Annotated in this window: 18 protein-coding genes; 15 read left to right on the forward strand and 3 right to left on the reverse strand. The window is 51.4% G+C overall.

Annotated elements, in window-relative coordinates:
• Window positions 1–12 precede the first annotated feature (12 nt).
• The 4 genes from ABID47_RS04120 to ABID47_RS04135 all read left to right on the forward strand — a co-directional run bounded on the left by ABID47_RS04120 (window position 13) and on the right by ABID47_RS04135 (window position 3,410).
• Window positions 13–1,266: a methionine gamma-lyase family protein gene (locus tag ABID47_RS04120; RefSeq protein ID WP_354495008.1), complete on the forward strand. Its 1,254-nt coding sequence runs from the start codon at window positions 13–15 to the stop codon at window positions 1,264–1,266.
• Window positions 1,267–1,353: 87 nt separating this feature from the next.
• Window positions 1,354–1,767, forward strand: a complete 414-nt coding sequence (locus ABID47_RS04125) for a MerR family transcriptional regulator (protein ID WP_076171220.1) — start codon at window positions 1,354–1,356, stop codon at window positions 1,765–1,767.
• A 33-nt stretch (window positions 1,768–1,800) separates the two neighbouring features.
• Window positions 1,801–3,129 carry a type I glutamate--ammonia ligase gene (gene glnA / locus ABID47_RS04130; RefSeq protein WP_076171222.1) on the forward strand — a complete coding sequence of 443 codons (1,329 nt, stop codon included), beginning with the start codon at window positions 1,801–1,803 and terminating at the stop codon, window positions 3,127–3,129.
• A gap of 155 nt (window positions 3,130–3,284) precedes the next feature.
• Window positions 3,285–3,410: a sporulation protein YjcZ gene (locus ABID47_RS04135; protein ID WP_143811875.1), complete on the forward strand. Its 126-nt coding sequence runs from the start codon at window positions 3,285–3,287 to the stop codon at window positions 3,408–3,410.
• A 169-nt stretch (window positions 3,411–3,579) separates the two neighbouring features.
• On the opposite strand, the gene ABID47_RS04140 is transcribed toward ABID47_RS04135, so the two are convergent.
• The gene (locus ABID47_RS04140; protein ID WP_354495009.1) at window positions 3,580–3,756 is read right to left on the reverse strand and encodes a hypothetical protein; all 177 of its coding nucleotides are present in this window, start codon (window positions 3,754–3,756) and stop codon (window positions 3,580–3,582) included.
• Window positions 3,757–3,976: 220 nt separating this feature from the next.
• Between ABID47_RS04140 and catA the strand changes: the two genes are divergently transcribed.
• The 6 genes from catA (at window position 3,977) to ABID47_RS04170 (ending at window position 11,182) form a co-directional block, all read left to right on the forward strand.
• Window positions 3,977–4,627 carry a type A chloramphenicol O-acetyltransferase gene (gene catA / locus ABID47_RS04145; protein ID WP_354495010.1) on the forward strand — a complete coding sequence of 217 codons (651 nt, stop codon included), beginning with the start codon at window positions 3,977–3,979 and terminating at the stop codon, window positions 4,625–4,627.
• A 228-nt stretch (window positions 4,628–4,855) separates the two neighbouring features.
• Window positions 4,856–6,208 carry an extracellular solute-binding protein gene (locus ABID47_RS04150; protein WP_145024182.1) on the forward strand — a complete coding sequence of 451 codons (1,353 nt, stop codon included), beginning with the start codon at window positions 4,856–4,858 and terminating at the stop codon, window positions 6,206–6,208.
• Between the two features lie 127 nt (window positions 6,209–6,335).
• Window positions 6,336–7,226 carry a carbohydrate ABC transporter permease gene (locus ABID47_RS04155; RefSeq protein ID WP_076171233.1) on the forward strand — a complete coding sequence of 297 codons (891 nt, stop codon included), beginning with the start codon at window positions 6,336–6,338 and terminating at the stop codon, window positions 7,224–7,226.
• A gap of 15 nt (window positions 7,227–7,241) precedes the next feature.
• Window positions 7,242–8,120 carry a carbohydrate ABC transporter permease gene (locus ABID47_RS04160; protein ID WP_084203932.1) on the forward strand — a complete coding sequence of 293 codons (879 nt, stop codon included), beginning with the start codon at window positions 7,242–7,244 and terminating at the stop codon, window positions 8,118–8,120.
• A gap of 67 nt (window positions 8,121–8,187) precedes the next feature.
• Entirely contained in the window at window positions 8,188–10,017 is a 1,830-nt protein-coding gene (locus ABID47_RS04165; protein WP_354495011.1) for a sensor histidine kinase, read from the forward strand.
• Window positions 9,992–11,182: a response regulator transcription factor gene (locus tag ABID47_RS04170; protein ID WP_354495012.1), complete on the forward strand. Its 1,191-nt coding sequence runs from the start codon at window positions 9,992–9,994 to the stop codon at window positions 11,180–11,182. Before ABID47_RS04165 ends, ABID47_RS04170 begins: the two co-directional genes overlap by 26 nt.
• A gap of 95 nt (window positions 11,183–11,277) precedes the next feature.
• On the opposite strand, the gene lexA is transcribed toward ABID47_RS04170, so the two are convergent.
• The gene (gene lexA, locus ABID47_RS04175) at window positions 11,278–11,904 is read right to left on the reverse strand and encodes a transcriptional repressor LexA (protein ID WP_076171240.1); all 627 of its coding nucleotides are present in this window, start codon (window positions 11,902–11,904) and stop codon (window positions 11,278–11,280) included.
• A 239-nt stretch (window positions 11,905–12,143) separates the two neighbouring features.
• Here lexA and ABID47_RS04180 point away from each other — a divergent pair, with 239 nt between their 5' ends.
• The 5 genes from ABID47_RS04180 (at window position 12,144) to ABID47_RS04200 (ending at window position 15,055) form a co-directional block, all read left to right on the forward strand.
• Window positions 12,144–12,524: a LysM peptidoglycan-binding domain-containing protein gene (locus tag ABID47_RS04180; protein ID WP_116229859.1), complete on the forward strand. Its 381-nt coding sequence runs from the start codon at window positions 12,144–12,146 to the stop codon at window positions 12,522–12,524.
• Window positions 12,525–12,625: 101 nt separating this feature from the next.
• The gene (locus ABID47_RS04185; RefSeq protein WP_076171246.1) at window positions 12,626–12,808 is read left to right on the forward strand and encodes a DUF896 domain-containing protein; all 183 of its coding nucleotides are present in this window, start codon (window positions 12,626–12,628) and stop codon (window positions 12,806–12,808) included.
• 253 nt (window positions 12,809–13,061) lie between these two features.
• Window positions 13,062–13,577, forward strand: coding sequence for a hypothetical protein (locus ABID47_RS04190; RefSeq protein WP_354495013.1), 516 nt, complete (start codon window positions 13,062–13,064; stop codon window positions 13,575–13,577).
• Between the two features lie 39 nt (window positions 13,578–13,616).
• Window positions 13,617–14,411 carry an HAD family hydrolase gene (locus tag ABID47_RS04195; RefSeq protein WP_354495014.1) on the forward strand — a complete coding sequence of 265 codons (795 nt, stop codon included), beginning with the start codon at window positions 13,617–13,619 and terminating at the stop codon, window positions 14,409–14,411.
• A gap of 230 nt (window positions 14,412–14,641) precedes the next feature.
• Window positions 14,642–15,055, forward strand: coding sequence for a FixH family protein (locus tag ABID47_RS04200; protein ID WP_354495015.1), 414 nt, complete (start codon window positions 14,642–14,644; stop codon window positions 15,053–15,055).
• Window positions 15,056–15,145: 90 nt separating this feature from the next.
• On the opposite strand, the gene ABID47_RS04205 is transcribed toward ABID47_RS04200, so the two are convergent.
• The gene (locus ABID47_RS04205) at window positions 15,146–15,685 is read right to left on the reverse strand and encodes a 1,2-dihydroxy-3-keto-5-methylthiopentene dioxygenase (protein ID WP_076171258.1); all 540 of its coding nucleotides are present in this window, start codon (window positions 15,683–15,685) and stop codon (window positions 15,146–15,148) included.
• Between the last annotated feature and the right edge of the window lie 126 nt (window positions 15,686–15,811).

A 15,811-nucleotide genomic window follows, 5' to 3' on the forward strand; every position in this document is an offset into this window, starting at 1 on the left:
GAAACCGGGAACATGGTAACATTTGCAGACGAACTAATACAGTGGAAAGATACAGCCGAGCGGCGGATCGAAGATCAGCTCCGGATGGTGGACGGAATCGTGGACCATAATCAGTGGAAGGTCATCGAAGCGTTCCAGCGCCATCAGGTGAGCGATTTTCATTTCGCCGGCTCAACCGGTTATGCCTATAACGACCGAGGAAGAGAAGTGCTTGACTTGGTGTATGCGGACGTATTCGGAGCCGAAGCCGCTCTGGTACGCCCGCATTTTGCTTCCGGGACCCATACGATTTCAACAGCCTTGTTCGGGGTGCTCCGCCCTGGCGACGAGCTGTTCTACATTACCGGACGTCCGTACGATACATTACATAAGGTGATCGGCCGCAAAGGGGATGGTACGGGCTCCCTGGCCGATTTCGGGATTACTTACCGCGAAGCTGCCTTGACTGCGTCAGGAGACGTAGACTGGGAGGCTGTAGAAGCCGGCATTTCCGGCTCAACGAAGGTGATCGGCATCCAGCGGTCGCGCGGGTATGACTGGCGTTCCTCGTTCACGGTGGAGCAGATTGGCGAAATGGTCCGGCGCGTGAAGCAAATCAAGCCGGATGTGATCGTGTTTGTGGACAACTGCTACGGCGAATTTACGGAGGAAATAGAGCCGACGCAGGTCGGAGTAGATCTGATGGCGGGCTCGCTGATCAAAAACCCCGGCGGGGGTATAGCCGAAACCGGCGGCTATATTTGTGGCAGACAAGCCCTAGTTGATCTTGCAGCCTACCGGCTGACCGCCCCGGGCATCGGCGGTGAGGTGGGAGCGATGCTGGGAGCGACCCGGGGGATTTACCAGGGGCTCTTCCTGGCGCCGACGCTTGTGGGCCAAGCGGTCAAGGGCAGCATTTTCGCAGCCGCGATGTTTGAGCAGGCGGGGTTCGAGAGCAAGCCGGCATGGAACGAGAAGCGCACCGACCTGATCCAGGCCATTTCCTTTACCGGACCGGATCATTTGATCGCTTTCGTCCAGGGGATCCAGCGCGCGGCAGCGGTCGACAGCCACGTCGTTCCCGAGCCGTGGGACATGCCCGGCTACGAGCATCCGGTCATTATGGCTGCCGGGACGTTCATTCAAGGGGGAAGCCTGGAGCTGTCTGCAGACGCGCCGATCCGGGAGCCTTATATCGGATACATGCAGGGCGGACTCACCTATTCACACGTCAAATATGGCGTAATGATGGCGTTACAGACGATGAAAAATCGAAAATTATTGTAAGTTTATCTGACACGTTATTGACGTGTGATATCATGAAATGTACAATGGAACATGAGAAATAGTTCATGTGGAAGGTTGAGATGAGTCATGGGTGATGAAATTCGCAGAAACATGGCATTATTCCCGATAGGTATCGTCATGAAGCTGACCGATTTGTCCGCGCGGCAGATCCGGTATTACGAACAGCACAATTTGATCGTGCCTGCGCGCACCTCCGGCAACCAGCGGTTGTTCTCGTTTAACGATGTGGAGAGATTGCTGGAGATTAAGGCGCTCATTGAGAAGGGCGTCAACATCGCGGGAATCAAGCAGGTCATGAATCCTGTATCCAAAGAGTCTGAGGAAGCCACTGTCCTTAATGCCGACACCGAGGTAAAGCGCAGAGAACTGTCGGAATCTCAGCTGCACCGATTGCTGAAGCAGCAGCTGGTATCTGGTAAGAGACCGGGTCAGGTCTCATTGATTCAAGGCGAGCTGTCCCGGTTTTTTAATAAAAAATAACAGGAATCACATGTGAGAAAGGGAGAGGATATCGTGAGTTATACTAAAGAGGATATTCTGCGTATTGCGGAGGAAGAGAACGTCCGTTTTATCCGTCTTCAATTCACGGACTTGCTGGGAACGATCAAAAATGTTGAGATTCCCGTCAGCCAGCTGAAGAAGGCGCTCGACAATAAAATGATGTTCGATGGATCTTCCATCGAAGGGTATGTGCGCATCGAGGAATCCGATATGTACCTGTATCCGGATTTGGACACTTGGGTCATTTTCCCTTGGGTGACGGAAGACCGCGTTGCACGTCTCATCTGTGACATTTATATGCCGGACGGCACTCCGTTTGCCGGAGACCCTCGCGGTATTCTGAAACGCAACCTGAAAGAAGCGGAAGCGATGGGCTACACGTCCATGAACGTAGGTCCGGAGCCGGAATTTTTCCTGTTCAAGACCGACGAGAAAGGCAATCCGACGACGGAACTGAACGACCAGGGCGGATATTTTGACCTGGCCCCGACTGACCTCGGAGAGAACTGCCGCCGCGAGATCGTATTGACGCTGGAAGAAATGGGATTTGAAATCGAGGCTTCCCACCACGAAGTGGCGCCGGGACAGCACGAGATCGACTTTAAATACGAGAACGCCGTGAAGGCAGCGGACCAGATCCAAACGTTCAAGCTGGTCGTTAAAACGATTGCCCGTCAGCATGGTCTGCATGCGACCTTTATGCCGAAGCCGCTGTTCGGCGTGAACGGTTCCGGTATGCACTGCCACCAGTCGCTGTTCAAAGGCAACGAGAACGCCTTCTACGACGAGTCCGACGAGCTGGGCCTGAGCGCCACCGCCCGCTATTACATGGCAGGCGTGCTGAAGCATGCCCGCGCCATGGCAGCCATCACGAACCCGACGGTCAACTCTTACAAGCGCCTCGTTCCAGGTTATGAAGCTCCGTGCTACGTGGCTTGGTCCGGCAGCAACCGCAGCCCGATGATCCGGATTCCGGCTTCCCGCGGTTTGAGCACACGCGTTGAAGTTCGTAACCCGGATCCTGCAGCGAACCCGTACCTGGCGCTTGCTGTTATGCTGAGAGCCGGCCTTGACGGCATCAGCAACGAGCTGAAGCTGCCGGCGCCGATCGACCGCAACATCTACGTGATGTCCGAAGAAGAGCGCATTGAAGAAGGCATCCCAAGCCTGCCGGCCGACCTGAAGGAAGCCCTCGGCGAACTCATCCGCGACGAAGTCATCATCGACGCGCTCGGCGAGCATGCCCTGGCTCACTTCTACGAGCTGAAGGAAATCGAATGGGATATGTACCGCACCCAAGTTCATCAATGGGAACGTGATCAATACATCACGCTGTACTAAGAGTGGACAATCCCCTGCACCTGACCGGTGCGGGGGATTTTTTTAAGGCTGCCCGGCAGCTGCCCAATCTCACTGTTCTTACCATTTAGCCTATACCTCTATATACTTTTCGCCATATGAATATGGTGTACCTTATAAATCAAGGAGGTTATCACATGAGCGATGGCGTTGGAGGCGTTGGAGTAGGATACGGTTATGGTGGTCTGTGGGGCGGAGGCGTAGGAGCAATCCTGGTTCTCTTCATCCTGCTGGTCATCATCACGAAAGCCTTTATTTACTAAAATAAAGGGTTCTGAAAGCCCGTTGGCATCTGCCGGCGGGCTTTTCTTGTCGGAACCGGCATCATCCTTTCAGCGATGCACACAGATCACTTTTTCAGCACATTTAAAGCCGCTCTTCATTTTCTGGCAAACGTAACGGGGTTCTCGACGGTTTCCAAATGAAGGTACATCAGTCTCGGCTTTTCAAAGATTGGATCGTGATTTCGTGCTCGGTTTCATAGTTTCTGCCGAGAATTTTGGCATTCAGCTTTCTTTCGATCATGATGGAGCAGCTTTTTCCGTCCGACGTGCCTTTGCCCCCGAGAATGGCGGCCAATCGGTCGCACAGCGTTTTGGAGATGTTCATAACCGGATTTCTCCTTTCATCTCTTGATGATCTAACTTATGTGAAACCGTGCTAGAAAGGGAAAGCAGGAGTCTATAACTCTATAAAATTGTTTTGTTGTCCAGCGAAATTGGATACAATGGCATAGTAACCAATCCTGTACATGGAGTGAGCGTCGTGGTGAAATCCGTTGATTTACCCTCCTAAAATCGCGAAATACACATTTTAGGAGGGTTCATTCATGAAATTTATTCCGATCCAAACCGGGCAGTGGGACAGACAGCCTTATTTTGACCACTATTTCAAACAGAACCGGTGCACCTTCAGCATGACAGCCAACATCGAAATCACCTTGCTGCTGGGCGAGCTGAAGAAGAGGGGGATGAAGCTGTACCCCGCCTTTTTGTACATGCTGTCCAGAATCGTAAATGCGCATGTGGAGTTTCGGATGGATATTCGGGAGGAGCAGGTTGGCTACTGGGAGCAGATGAGTCCGTGTTATACGATTTTTCATCCGGAAAACCATACCTTCTCTGCGATCTGGACGGAGTACAGCAGCAGCTACCGGAGCTTTATGGAACTTTACCGGGAGGATCAGCTCCGTTATGGGGAGAGCATGGGGCTGTTTACGAAAAAAGACATGCCGCCTCATACCTTCTCCGTATCCATGATTCCATGGGTCAGTTTTACCGGCTTTAACCTGAATCTGGATCATGGCGGAAGCTACCTGCTGCCGATCATCACGGGGGGCAAGTATTTTCGGGAAGGGAAGCACGTTCTGCTCCCGGTTTCGCTGCAGGTGCATCATGCCGTCTGTGACGGGTATCATGCCGGGATGTTTCTGCAAGAGCTGCAGCAGCTCGCCGACACCTGCACCGATTGGATGGATTGAGGGATGTACACGCTATAAAAGAGGATGAAAGGATTCTCAGGGGACCCTTACAGGGTTCCTTTTTTTTGTCGATTGTTCAGCAATGCCTCGTTTATAATATTGCATTGTCTGGGGCGATCATTTAAGGGGATCTTTAGAAATTAAACCTATTTCCTGAATTTCTCACCTCCCTTTTCGAGTCGAATCGCGGCATAATGAACCCATACCAAACAAAAAGGGGATAACAAGATGGCAAAGATGTCGAAATTATTAAGCATCGTGCTTACAGGCACCTTGGCGCTTAGTCTTACGGCTTGTGGAAGCGGTAACAAAGAGGATTCTGGCAGCAGCGCATCGGGCGCGGCCGGATCCAACAGCAGCACATCCGACACATCGAAGGACAAGAACATTACGATTACTTTCCAAAACATCTATCCGGACCCGACGGATCCGAAGAACAAGATCATGAACAAGATTGTGGATCAGTATGAGAAAGATCATCCGAATATCAAAATCGAACTGGATTCGCTCAACACCGACCAGCAGAAGCTGAAGCTGAAAACGCAGGCGGCCTCCAAGGAAATTCCGGACATTACGGTCGTGAACCCTGCGGCGCAAATGCAGCCTTTTGTCGATGCCAAGCTGCTGGCTCCGCTTGATGACATGCTGGCCGAGAACGGTCTGAAGGACACGTTCCAGGACGGGCTGCTGGACTGGTACAGCTTTAACGGCAGCACGTATGCGGTACCGGACGGCAACAATATCGGCGTGGTGTATTACAATAAAGAACTGTTTGAAAAGGGCGGCGTGAAGGTTCCAAGCACGTTTGAGGAAATGGTCGACGTCGTCAAAACGCTGAAATCCAAAGGCATTCAGCCGATGGCAATCGGCGAGAAAGACACCTGGACCGGTTCGTTCCTGTTCATGAACATGCTGCTTCGCACGAACAACGGCCCTGGATTCCTGAAGGACGTCCTCGACAAGAAAAAGACGTTTGAAGATCCGGCCTTCGTTGAGGCGGTTGACGCATTCCAAAACCTCGTGCAAGCCGGAGCTTTCCAGGAAGGCGCAACCTCCTTCGATTACAACGCCGGCGAGAACCTGTTCAAAACCGGTAAAGCAGCCATGTACTACATGGGAACCTGGGCAACCGGCGGCATTGAATCGTCTTCCGTCAACGGCAAAGTCGGCGTCTTCAAATTCCCGACGATCGGCGGCAAGGGCAACCCGGACGAATTCATGCTGGCACCGGGCAGCGCGTTCGCGATTGCAGCAGACAGCAAGCATCTTGCAGAAACGAAGGAGTTCCTCAATTACTTCATGCTGAACTTCCCGAAAGAAGCCTTTGAAGCTAAAGGCGCGGTCGGAATCGGTCAGAAAGTGGACGGAGACTTCAAGGCAGCAGGATATTCCGACATGGCGATGGACGTGCTGAACATGTTCAAGGAAGTCAAAGGCGGAGACCTGGCGTTTGACAACACGATGAATCCGGGCACGGCCCAGGTTCACCTCTCCAGCATCCAAAACCTGTTCGCCCAGAAGAAAAATTCGGCGGACGTGGCGAAAGAGCATCAAGCCGGGTTCGAAGATAACAATCAATAAACAACGGATACAGCTAGTTATAGAGAGAACAGGGATTAAACATGAAGGGGACGCATTTCGGATGCCGTTCCCTTCAATTCCCATGAGGAATATTGCAGCCAAGAAGGAGAAGGAGGAGAGGTAAGTCGTGAACGTGCTGAAGGTCTCCCGCTGGACGATTGCCGCGTTTGTGCTTCCTTGCTTAATCATCTATATCGGTATTGTGTTTGTTCCCATCCTCGTATCCATGTACAGCGGTATGCTGGACTGGAACGGGATCGGCGAATCGACGTTTGTGGGTCTGGCCAATTTCAAAAAGCTGCTGTTCCACGACTCGGTATTTTGGCCGTCGGTGCGGAGAACGCTGATGTTTGCGGTGTTCTCCATGGCCGAGATTCCGATCGCACTGCTTGTAGCCATACTGCTGAAGCGTTACGTGCGAAAACCGAATTTTTTGGTTTCCAGCTACTTTTTACCGGTCATCTTATCCGTCGTCGTCGTCGGCCAGCTGTGGAAAACGATCTATAACCCGGCTTCGATGGGCGGTATGCTGAATCAAATCCTGGATGCAGTCGGACTGCATTCCTGGGGCAAAGCCTGGCTCACCGATCCTTCGGTCGCCATGTATTCGCTGTATTTCGTCGCCCTGTGGCAGTACCTGGGTTACCACACCCTCATTCAATTTACAGGCATTTCGAATGTCCCGGACGATGTGTACGAAGCTGCCCGTATCGACGGTGCCGAAGGCTTTAAAGCGGATTGGCACATTACGTTTCCGCTGATTGTCCCGATTTTCAAAATTTCCATCGTGCTGGCCTTCATCGGCTCGCTGCAGGCTTTCGACATGATCATGGTCATGACGGGCGGCGGACCGGCGCATGCCACGGACGTCATTTCCACGCACATGTACAATATGTCGTTCACGTCCATGAAATACGGTTACGGAAGCTCGATCGCCGCATTCCTGGTGGTGCTCTGTCTGGCCGCCACGTTCTGCATCAACTTCATTTTCAACAAACTGGAGAAACGATACTCGTAAAGGAGGAAACCGCCAATGAACACAAGCACTGCCGTCGCTTTGAACAAGCAGGTGGCCGTAACCAGACGCAAACGGTTTTCCGTTACGAAGGCCATCGTGTTTCTGGTGCTGGGCATTCTGTTTGTAACCCAGGTGTATCCACTGTTGTGGCTGCTCCTGTATTCCTTGAAATCCAATGAAGAAATTTTGTCTGGCAGCTTTTTTGCCCTTCCGCATTCGCCGCAGTGGGCCAATTACAGCGCTGCGCTGGAGGGCAACTATTTTCGCTATTTGTTGAACAGCATCTTTGTCACATCCGTGACGATGATTGCGGTCATTATTCTCAGCTCCCTGTGCGCCTATGCGATCAGCCGTTTCCGGTGGCGCTTTGGCGGGGCGGTCATGGTCGTATTCTTGATCGGAATGATGATCCCGATGCAGGCGACGCTGCTGCCGCTCATGATCATTTTCAAAAACATGCATATTCTGAATACGCATCTGTCGATCATTTTGCCGTATGTGGCATTTTCCATGCCGATCGCCATCTTTATTCTGAGCGGGTTCATGAAAACCATTCCGCACGAGATCGAAGAATCCGCGGTGGTGGACGGAGCGGGAATCGGACGCATATTCTCGAGTATCATTTTGCCGATCTCGGTTCCGCCAGTGATGACGGTGTGCATCCTGACATTCATCAACATCTGGAACGAATATATTTTGGCTGCGACGTTTATCTCATCGGAAAAGCTGAAAACACTGCCGTTTGGCGTCAACAGCTTCGTCAGCCAATACTCGGTCAACTATGGGGCCATCGGCGCATTTCTCGTGCTGGGCGCGCTTCCGGTCATCATTATCTACTTCCTGCTGGCGGATAAGATCACCCAAGGTATGGTAGCTGGTGCAGTAAAAGGTTAGTAGGGCAAAGACGGCTTCTGTGATAGAATGACAAGTGGATGACCGGATACGAAAGGGGAATGTATCTGTGGGGCGACATTTTCGTTCGATTCACAGCCGTCTTTTTCTGCTGTTTCTATGCTGCATGACCGGCATATTGATATTGATCAGCGTCGTGTATTATTACCGCACGATTTCCATTATTCATACCAAGGTGAATGATATCGCCGAGAAGAACATTTCGCAGACCGCCGGACTGTTCAACTCGCTGCTTCAAGGCTACAACAGTCTCTCCAAGTCGCTCAACAGCAACTACGAGCTGACCCGGCTGCTTCAGGAGACCCATGTGAAAGAGACCGTCGCCATCGAAAACGAACGAACGATTACGAATATTATCGGAGCAGCTTACTATTCAAGGAACGATATAACGGGTATCCATATTCTGACCGACAGGGGCAAAGTGTACAGCTATGAGCGCCAGTTCGCCGGGGTTATCGACAACAATTACGCCCAGACGTCCTGGTATAACGAGCTGAACGCCTCGTCGGGCAATATGGTCTGGCTCGGGATGATGCCGAGATCGCCGATCAACACGCTGCAGCAGAAAGAGAACGTCTTTGTGTTCGGCCGGAAGCTGTATGATCTGAACACACACAAGCAGCTTGGCATCATGGTCATCGAAGCGAATCCTTCGTCCATCATGGAGGCGATGTCCAATGTGACGATCAGCCCGGGCAGCCGCGTGTACCTGATCGATCAGAACAACAACATCATCGCTTCGACCGGTAAAAAAGGGACGGAGGCGCCGCACTTTGCCAGCATCCCGAAGCCGGGTGCCGAGGACGGTATTCTGGTGGATGACAGCTCAAGCCAACTGGTGGTTGCTGCCAATACGCCTATGGCGGGCTGGACGATCTACGGTTTTACCCCGAAGCACGATATTCAGGCGGAAGTAAACCAGACGACCCAATATCTCGTTATCGTTCTGATCGTGCTGATTATCGTCTCGACGGTTCTGGCCACGCTGGTATCGCGCAACATTGCTTCCCCGCTGAAGCTGCTGATCCGGGAAATGAAAAAGGTGGAGATGGGCAATTTCAGCGGTTCGGTTAATGTCGACTCGTTTGATGAAATCAACAGCCTGGTGTCTTCCTTCAACCGGATGGTGCACCGGATGGATGAGCTGATCGAGACGATCAAGGTCACGACCGTCAGCGAGAAAAACGCGCAGCTGCAGGCGCTGCAATCCCAGGTGAATCCGCACTTTTTGTACAACACGCTGGACATGATTTACTGGATGCTGGATGAAAAGGGGAATGAACGCCTCAGCAGGGTCATTCTGTCGCTGTCGCAAATGTTCCGTTACAGCAGCAACTGGGAGGAGGCCTCCCGGACGACGCTGCGTCAGGAATTGGAGCAGATCCGGCATTATTTGACGATTATCGAGAACCGTCTTGAGGACAGGCTCGTACCGAAGATCGATGTGGATCCACAGTGGATGGACGTCACGCTGCCGAAAATGTCGATTCAGCCGATTATTGAAAACGCTGTAAAATACGGACTGGAGCCGCTGGATCGGCAGGGCATGCTGCTCGTGACGGCGGAGCAGGTCATGGACAATCTGCATGTCGTCGTTCGCGATAACGGGAAGGGAATGAACGAAGACACGCTGATGCGGGTTAGAAGCTTGCTGGAGGGCGGGAACCGCACGTCGCCCAAAGCGGAGGACAGAGACGGCCCCGTGCTTCGCCGTGGCATCGGTTTAAGCAATGTGCATGAGCGGATCCGAATGATGTTCGGCAGTCCGTACGGTTTATACTTGGACAGTCAAGAAGGGGAAGGAACGACGGTAACCATCCGTTTACCAATCCGGCACCAAGGAGGAATGGAAGATGAACATTTTAGTCGTGGACGATGAGCATGTGATCCGTGACGGAATTAAGCGCACCATCCACCGGGCCTATCCGCAGCATTATGTTCACCTGGCGGCGAATCCGGAGGAAGCGGTTCAGCAGCTGCGCAGACACCGGATTGACCTGGTGCTGACCGATATCCTCATGCCGGGAATGACGGGCCTTGAATTGATGCAGCTGTGCCAAGGCAGTTATCCGCATATCAAATGGGTCATTATTTCGGCTTATTCCGAGTTTTCCTACGCCCAAGAAGCTGTCAAGCTTGGGGCTAAGGACTATATGCTCAAGCCGATCGGGAAAGAGCTGCTGCTCTCCATGATATCCGGACTTGCTCAGGAGATGGATCGGGAGAACGAAATCGTGCGCGAGGCGGAGCTGCTGAAGTCTAACCTGAAGTATTTGCGCGAGGCTGTATTTCAGCGCTGGGCGAGCGGACTCGATACCGGGCGCCTTGACGTCGCGTCTATAATTGAGAGCTACCCCGCATTCCAACTGGTGATGGTTAAGATGGAGAGCGACGCGCCGGTGCATCTGGAGCATTTTATTATTGAAAATGTGCTTGGTGAGCTGATTGAAGCGCACGGCTGCGGATTTGTGACAAGCATGGACGAAACGAGCCTGATCGGTCTCGTCTCGCTGGAGGAAGAGGGAGGGATGAAACGCCTGACGGATGAGCTGCGCGCTAACTTGAAACGATGCGTCAAGGTGCCTTTCCAAATTCAGTCGACGGGACTCATCACAGATATTCACCGGGTGCCGGAGGAAGTGCGGCGGATGCGCCAGGAATCGGCATCGCTGGAGTACGAATACAACAACCCGGGCGGTAACCGCGCGATCGAGGTTGCGGTGCAGTACATCAAAGCGCACTATCATACGGATCTGTCCTTGGAAAAGGTAGCTTCGGTCGTGTTCCTGAATCCGGTCTACTTCAGCCAGCTGTTTAAGCAGAAGACGGGAAGCGGCTTCAAGGAATACGTCACCAATCTGCGGATCGAACAAGCCAGCAAGCTGCTGCTGCAAACGCAGTTGAAGCTGGCCGACATTTCGGACAAAGTCGGATATGTGGACGTCAAGCATTTTACCCAGGTGTTTCGCAAAAAAACGGGAAAAACGCCTACGGAGTACCGTCTGGAGCAAACGGCGGATTCCCGTGAGGCGTGTCCCACCTGAATCAACCTGCCTTGATCCCAACGCCGAATAGAGCCCTTGACCTTCCTGAGTAAGGAAGAGCAAGGGCTCTATTGCTGCTTGTCCAGCATCATCTGCTAGTGAATATCGCGGAACAGCCCGACGACTTTGCCCAGAATGGTGACATGGTTCAGACGCAAAGGTTCGTAAGCCGGGTTCTCCGGTTGAAGCCGGATATGGTCTTTCTCCTTGTAAAACGTCTTCACGGTTGCTTCATCCTCATCCGTCATGGCAACGACGATGTCCCCGTTATCGGCTGTCTGTTGCTGTCTCACGATGACGTAGTCGCCGTTATGAATGCCCGCCTCGATCATACTGTCCCCAACGACGGAAAGCATAAATACTTTCTCATCTCCGACATAGTGCTGCGGCAGAGGGAAGTAATCTTCAATGTTCTCCGTTGCCGTGATCGGCACCCCGGCTGTGACCTTGCCTACTACGGGAACTCTGGCGATCGTATGCGTGAACAGATTGCTGCTCTCGGATTCTTCTTGTCCCAACAGTTCAATGGCACGAGGCTTCGTAGGGTCTCTGCGGATCAAGCCTTTCTTCTCCAGTCGGTCCAAATGGCCGTGTACGGTCGAGCTGGAAGCCAACCCTACCGCCTCACCGATCTCTCGGACGGACGGAGGATAACCCTTGGCGCGGACTTCATTTCTGATAAATTCCAATATCGCTTGCTGCCGGCTAGATATCTTTGACATTCCCCATCAACCCCATTTAGTAACGTTTGGTAAAATTATAACATAGAACTGCCGTTCGTACAAACATAAGTTCTAAATGATTTTGCTTTGATGGAGCGGGATTTTTGCGGCTTCTGAATGAAGGAAACCAGCCTCTAAAAACATAGGAACAATTGTTCGAAAAAAGTATTGAACAAAACAAATGTTCGTGTTATATTGTTCTCATAAAACAAGAACAAACGTTTGGAGGCGTAATATTTATGCTGAAACACACTACATACCAAAGTATTTATAATAACCCATCCGTTAATCCATCCATCAATGAAGCTATAGCAACTCCTTGGTTGAAGAAAGTCCAGTCCTTCGTGCCAGGCCCTGCCTTGATCAAACTGATCCTGGCGGCCCTGATTATTTTGGTCGGATGCACAGGTGTCGTTCGCGTATTCGCGGGAACCTCGGATGATGTTCGGTTAGAGAAAAATGTCATCGTTCAGCAAGGCGATACGTTGTGGGGAATCGCTTCTGCCCATAAGCCGGAAGACATGGATATCCGCGCATACATTATGGCGGTGAAGAAGTATAACGATTTAACCAGCAGCGAAATTCAAGCCGGAGAAGTATTGGCACTCCCACAATATTAATAGAAGATAAATGATCAAGAGCTTGGAAAGGTGTGAACCTTGACAAGCTCTTTTTATCATGGCAAAGTTAGGTATGACTTGAATATTGGAGGAGTAATTGTATGGATATCGACAGCGTTGTAGAGAGAATTAATGAGCTTGCGCGCAAGCAAAAGGAATCCGGTTTAACCGAAGAGGAGATCGAAGAACGGGCCAAGCTTCGTGAGAGATACCTTCAGAATGTCCGCAGAAATTTCAGACAGCAGCTGGACTCGATTGAATGGGTGGATGAAGAGAAGAAATAACACCAGCGGCTGGATTAGACTCATACATTCGATCATGGTGTAGAATGACTCAAGGTATTGTATGGCTCACTACCGATAACAGAATGCTTCTATTGTAAGTGCACCAGGTTTCCTTCGTTTGTTTTCAATTATATAGAATGTGAAACTACAGGAATAAATGCTGTAAGCAGTATTGGGCCGTTATATATTAGGAAGTAAATGCAAAACTTTCGTTCAAACTATATAGACGAAAGCATCTTGAGGAGGTTCGTGAATGGCCCGTTCATGGGAAAGACAGGTAAGAAAAAATTCAGCGCAGCTGAACAAGCAGAGAAAGAAAGAGGGAAAGCCTTCCATCTATAGCACGGGAGGTCCTTCGGCTGACATTTATAAAGGAAGAAACTATGTGCTTCCGATTACGATGGTCGCTCTGGCTGCGGTCTACTTTCTGCTCGGGATGATCGGACAGGAGGGTACGGCGGGAAATAGCAGCATGACCTGGATCATTATGGCCATGTACGTGTTCTTGGGCTTGATGATCTTTTTGCGCAGGCCTTTCCTGCGTGTGGAGAAAAACGCCGTATCGACGATCAAGTTCAACCGGGATCGGCGCCTGACTGCAGACAATATCGCCAAGATCAAGCTAGCCAAAGGCTCTGTCGTGATTGAGCCGAAGGGCAAAGGCGGCAATTGGGTGTTCACTCGCCTGATCAACCGCTACGACACCGATGCCATAGGGGAACGTCTGGAGCGTTTTGCGCAGACCCACAATATCCCTTTGGAAAAATAAACAAATATAAGAGATAGCTGATGGAGAGGATGGAAGAGGATGCCGGTACAAGCTGTTTTTTTCGATTTGGACGATACGCTGTTGTGGGATGAGCGCAGCGTGAAGGAATCCTTTGAAGCGGTATGCGAGACGGCCGCCAAGGCGAAGGGCATTGATGCCAAGGAGCTGGAGGAAGCGGTCCGCAATGAAGCAAGGACGTTATATCAATCCTATGACACGTTTGCCTTTACCCAAATGATTGGAATTAACCCGTTTGAAGGGCTCTGGGCCAACTTCAGCGCAGGCGAACAACCTGAATTTCGCAGACTTGAGGAGCTCGCTCCAGGCTACCGCAAGGAATCATGGCGGCGCGGGCTGCTGAAGCTTGGGGTTGACGATGAACAGCTGGCCGGAGAATTGGCCGAACAATTTGCCGCCGAGCGTCGTTCCCGCCCCCATGTATATGAAGAGACCTTCCAGGTGCTGGACGAATTGAAAGGAAACAAGAAGCTGCTTCTTCTGACGAACGGCTGTCCTGCGCTCCAGCAGGAGAAGATCGCCGGCGTTCCTGAGCTTGCCCCATATTTTGACGAGATCGTCATTTCCGGCACATTCGGCAAAGGCAAACCGGATCCGACCATCTTCGAACATGCGCTTTCTTTGCTTGGATTAACACCGGAACAGACACTCATGGTCGGCGACAAGCAGACAACCGATATCAAAGGCGGAAACAGCGCCGGACTGACCACGGTATGGATCAACCGCACTGGAAAAGTTAAAGATCCGTCCATTGAGCCTGATTACGAAATTAAGCATCTGTCCGAGCTGCATCGCATCATTGCCGAACGGTCTTAAGTTGGATTTATACGTTAGCCTGCCCAGAGGGGAATCCCTTCGTCCGGCAGGCTTTTATTATACCTTGTGCATATGAATGCCCCGTTTGCTGAGCAGTATCGACCGCTCTCCGGTCAATTTGTTCCATTTTGTTAACAGTTGGATTGTTTGGGTGAGGCGATAATTATGTATAATGATGAAGAATATGGACAAACAGCATACATAGATAGACGTATAGGGAGTGACTTCGCTTGAGAAAGTACGGTTTTGTTGCTCTGCTGCTGCTGGCGGTATGGAGCATAGCAGGCTGCGGCAGCGGCGGCAGTGGTCATGCGGGCATGGACATGAGCGAGAGCATGATGGATCCGGTGCAGGTGGATCTAAGCTGGACGCCGGAGCAGGCCAAGGTAGGTAACCAAGTTACCATTGAAGTGAACGTAACGCAAAAGGATAAACCAGTCGATAAGGCCGATGAGGTTATGATTGAAATCGCGAAGGAAGGCGACAGCAGCAGCCATGAAAAGGTGGCCGCTCAGAACGCCGGCGGAGGGAAGTATACGCTCGATAAAACCTTCGATCAGGCGGGCACCTACAGCATCACGTCACATGTTACGGTAGGACCACAGCATACGATGCCGACGAAAAAGCTGACCGTGACGGAATAATCATCATCATGATTCGTTTGATAACGACAAGCAACCCCCGTCCTTCCTGGCGAAGGCGGGGGTTGCTGCGTATATCGCTATATTTATGGATTAGGACTGAAAGCTTGGGTCCTGAACCGGATGGGCGACCCAGCCGTTTTCTTCGATAAAGAGGCGGACGGCGATAATTTTACGATTGTCCATCAGCGTAAAGAAGTGGTTTGTATTTTCCGGAACGGAGATGACATCACCGGCTTCGAGCTCTACATTGAAGTAGCCGATGTCGCCTGCGCCCTTGATTACGAAAATTCCTTTGCCGCCCACGATTGCCCGGATTTCGTCTTCGGTGTGGGTATGAACCTCTTCGAATTTATTCAGCAGGTCTTCAAGGTTCGGCGTAGCGTCGGACAGCGTGATGACGTCCCAGATCTTGTAGCCGCGGCGGGCCGCCAGATCACGGATCTCCTCATCGTAGGTGTCCAGGATTTGCTTTTTCTGCTCGTCGTTCAGTTGAAAATTGGTTTGAAGCTCCAGAGGCAGCTTGGAAGCATCCCATTTTTCATAAAGAACGTTTTGATTGTTGAGGAACTCACGAACATTATCGTCGCCGGTAATCCGTTCGTTCGTATTGCGAATCACGATTTCAGCCATCTCTAAACCCTCTTTTCCACTTGGATTAATTCATATTATAGCGAACCATACTTTTGTTGTCGATTATATATTATACGAAAATCAGGCGCAAAACCCTCCCTTAAGGCATTTCTTGCACTTTTCTAA

The organism is Paenibacillus favisporus (assembly GCF_040545415.1).
In the GTDB taxonomy this organism is placed as follows: Bacteria; Bacillota; Bacilli; order Paenibacillales; family Paenibacillaceae; genus Paenibacillus_AQ; species Paenibacillus_AQ favisporus.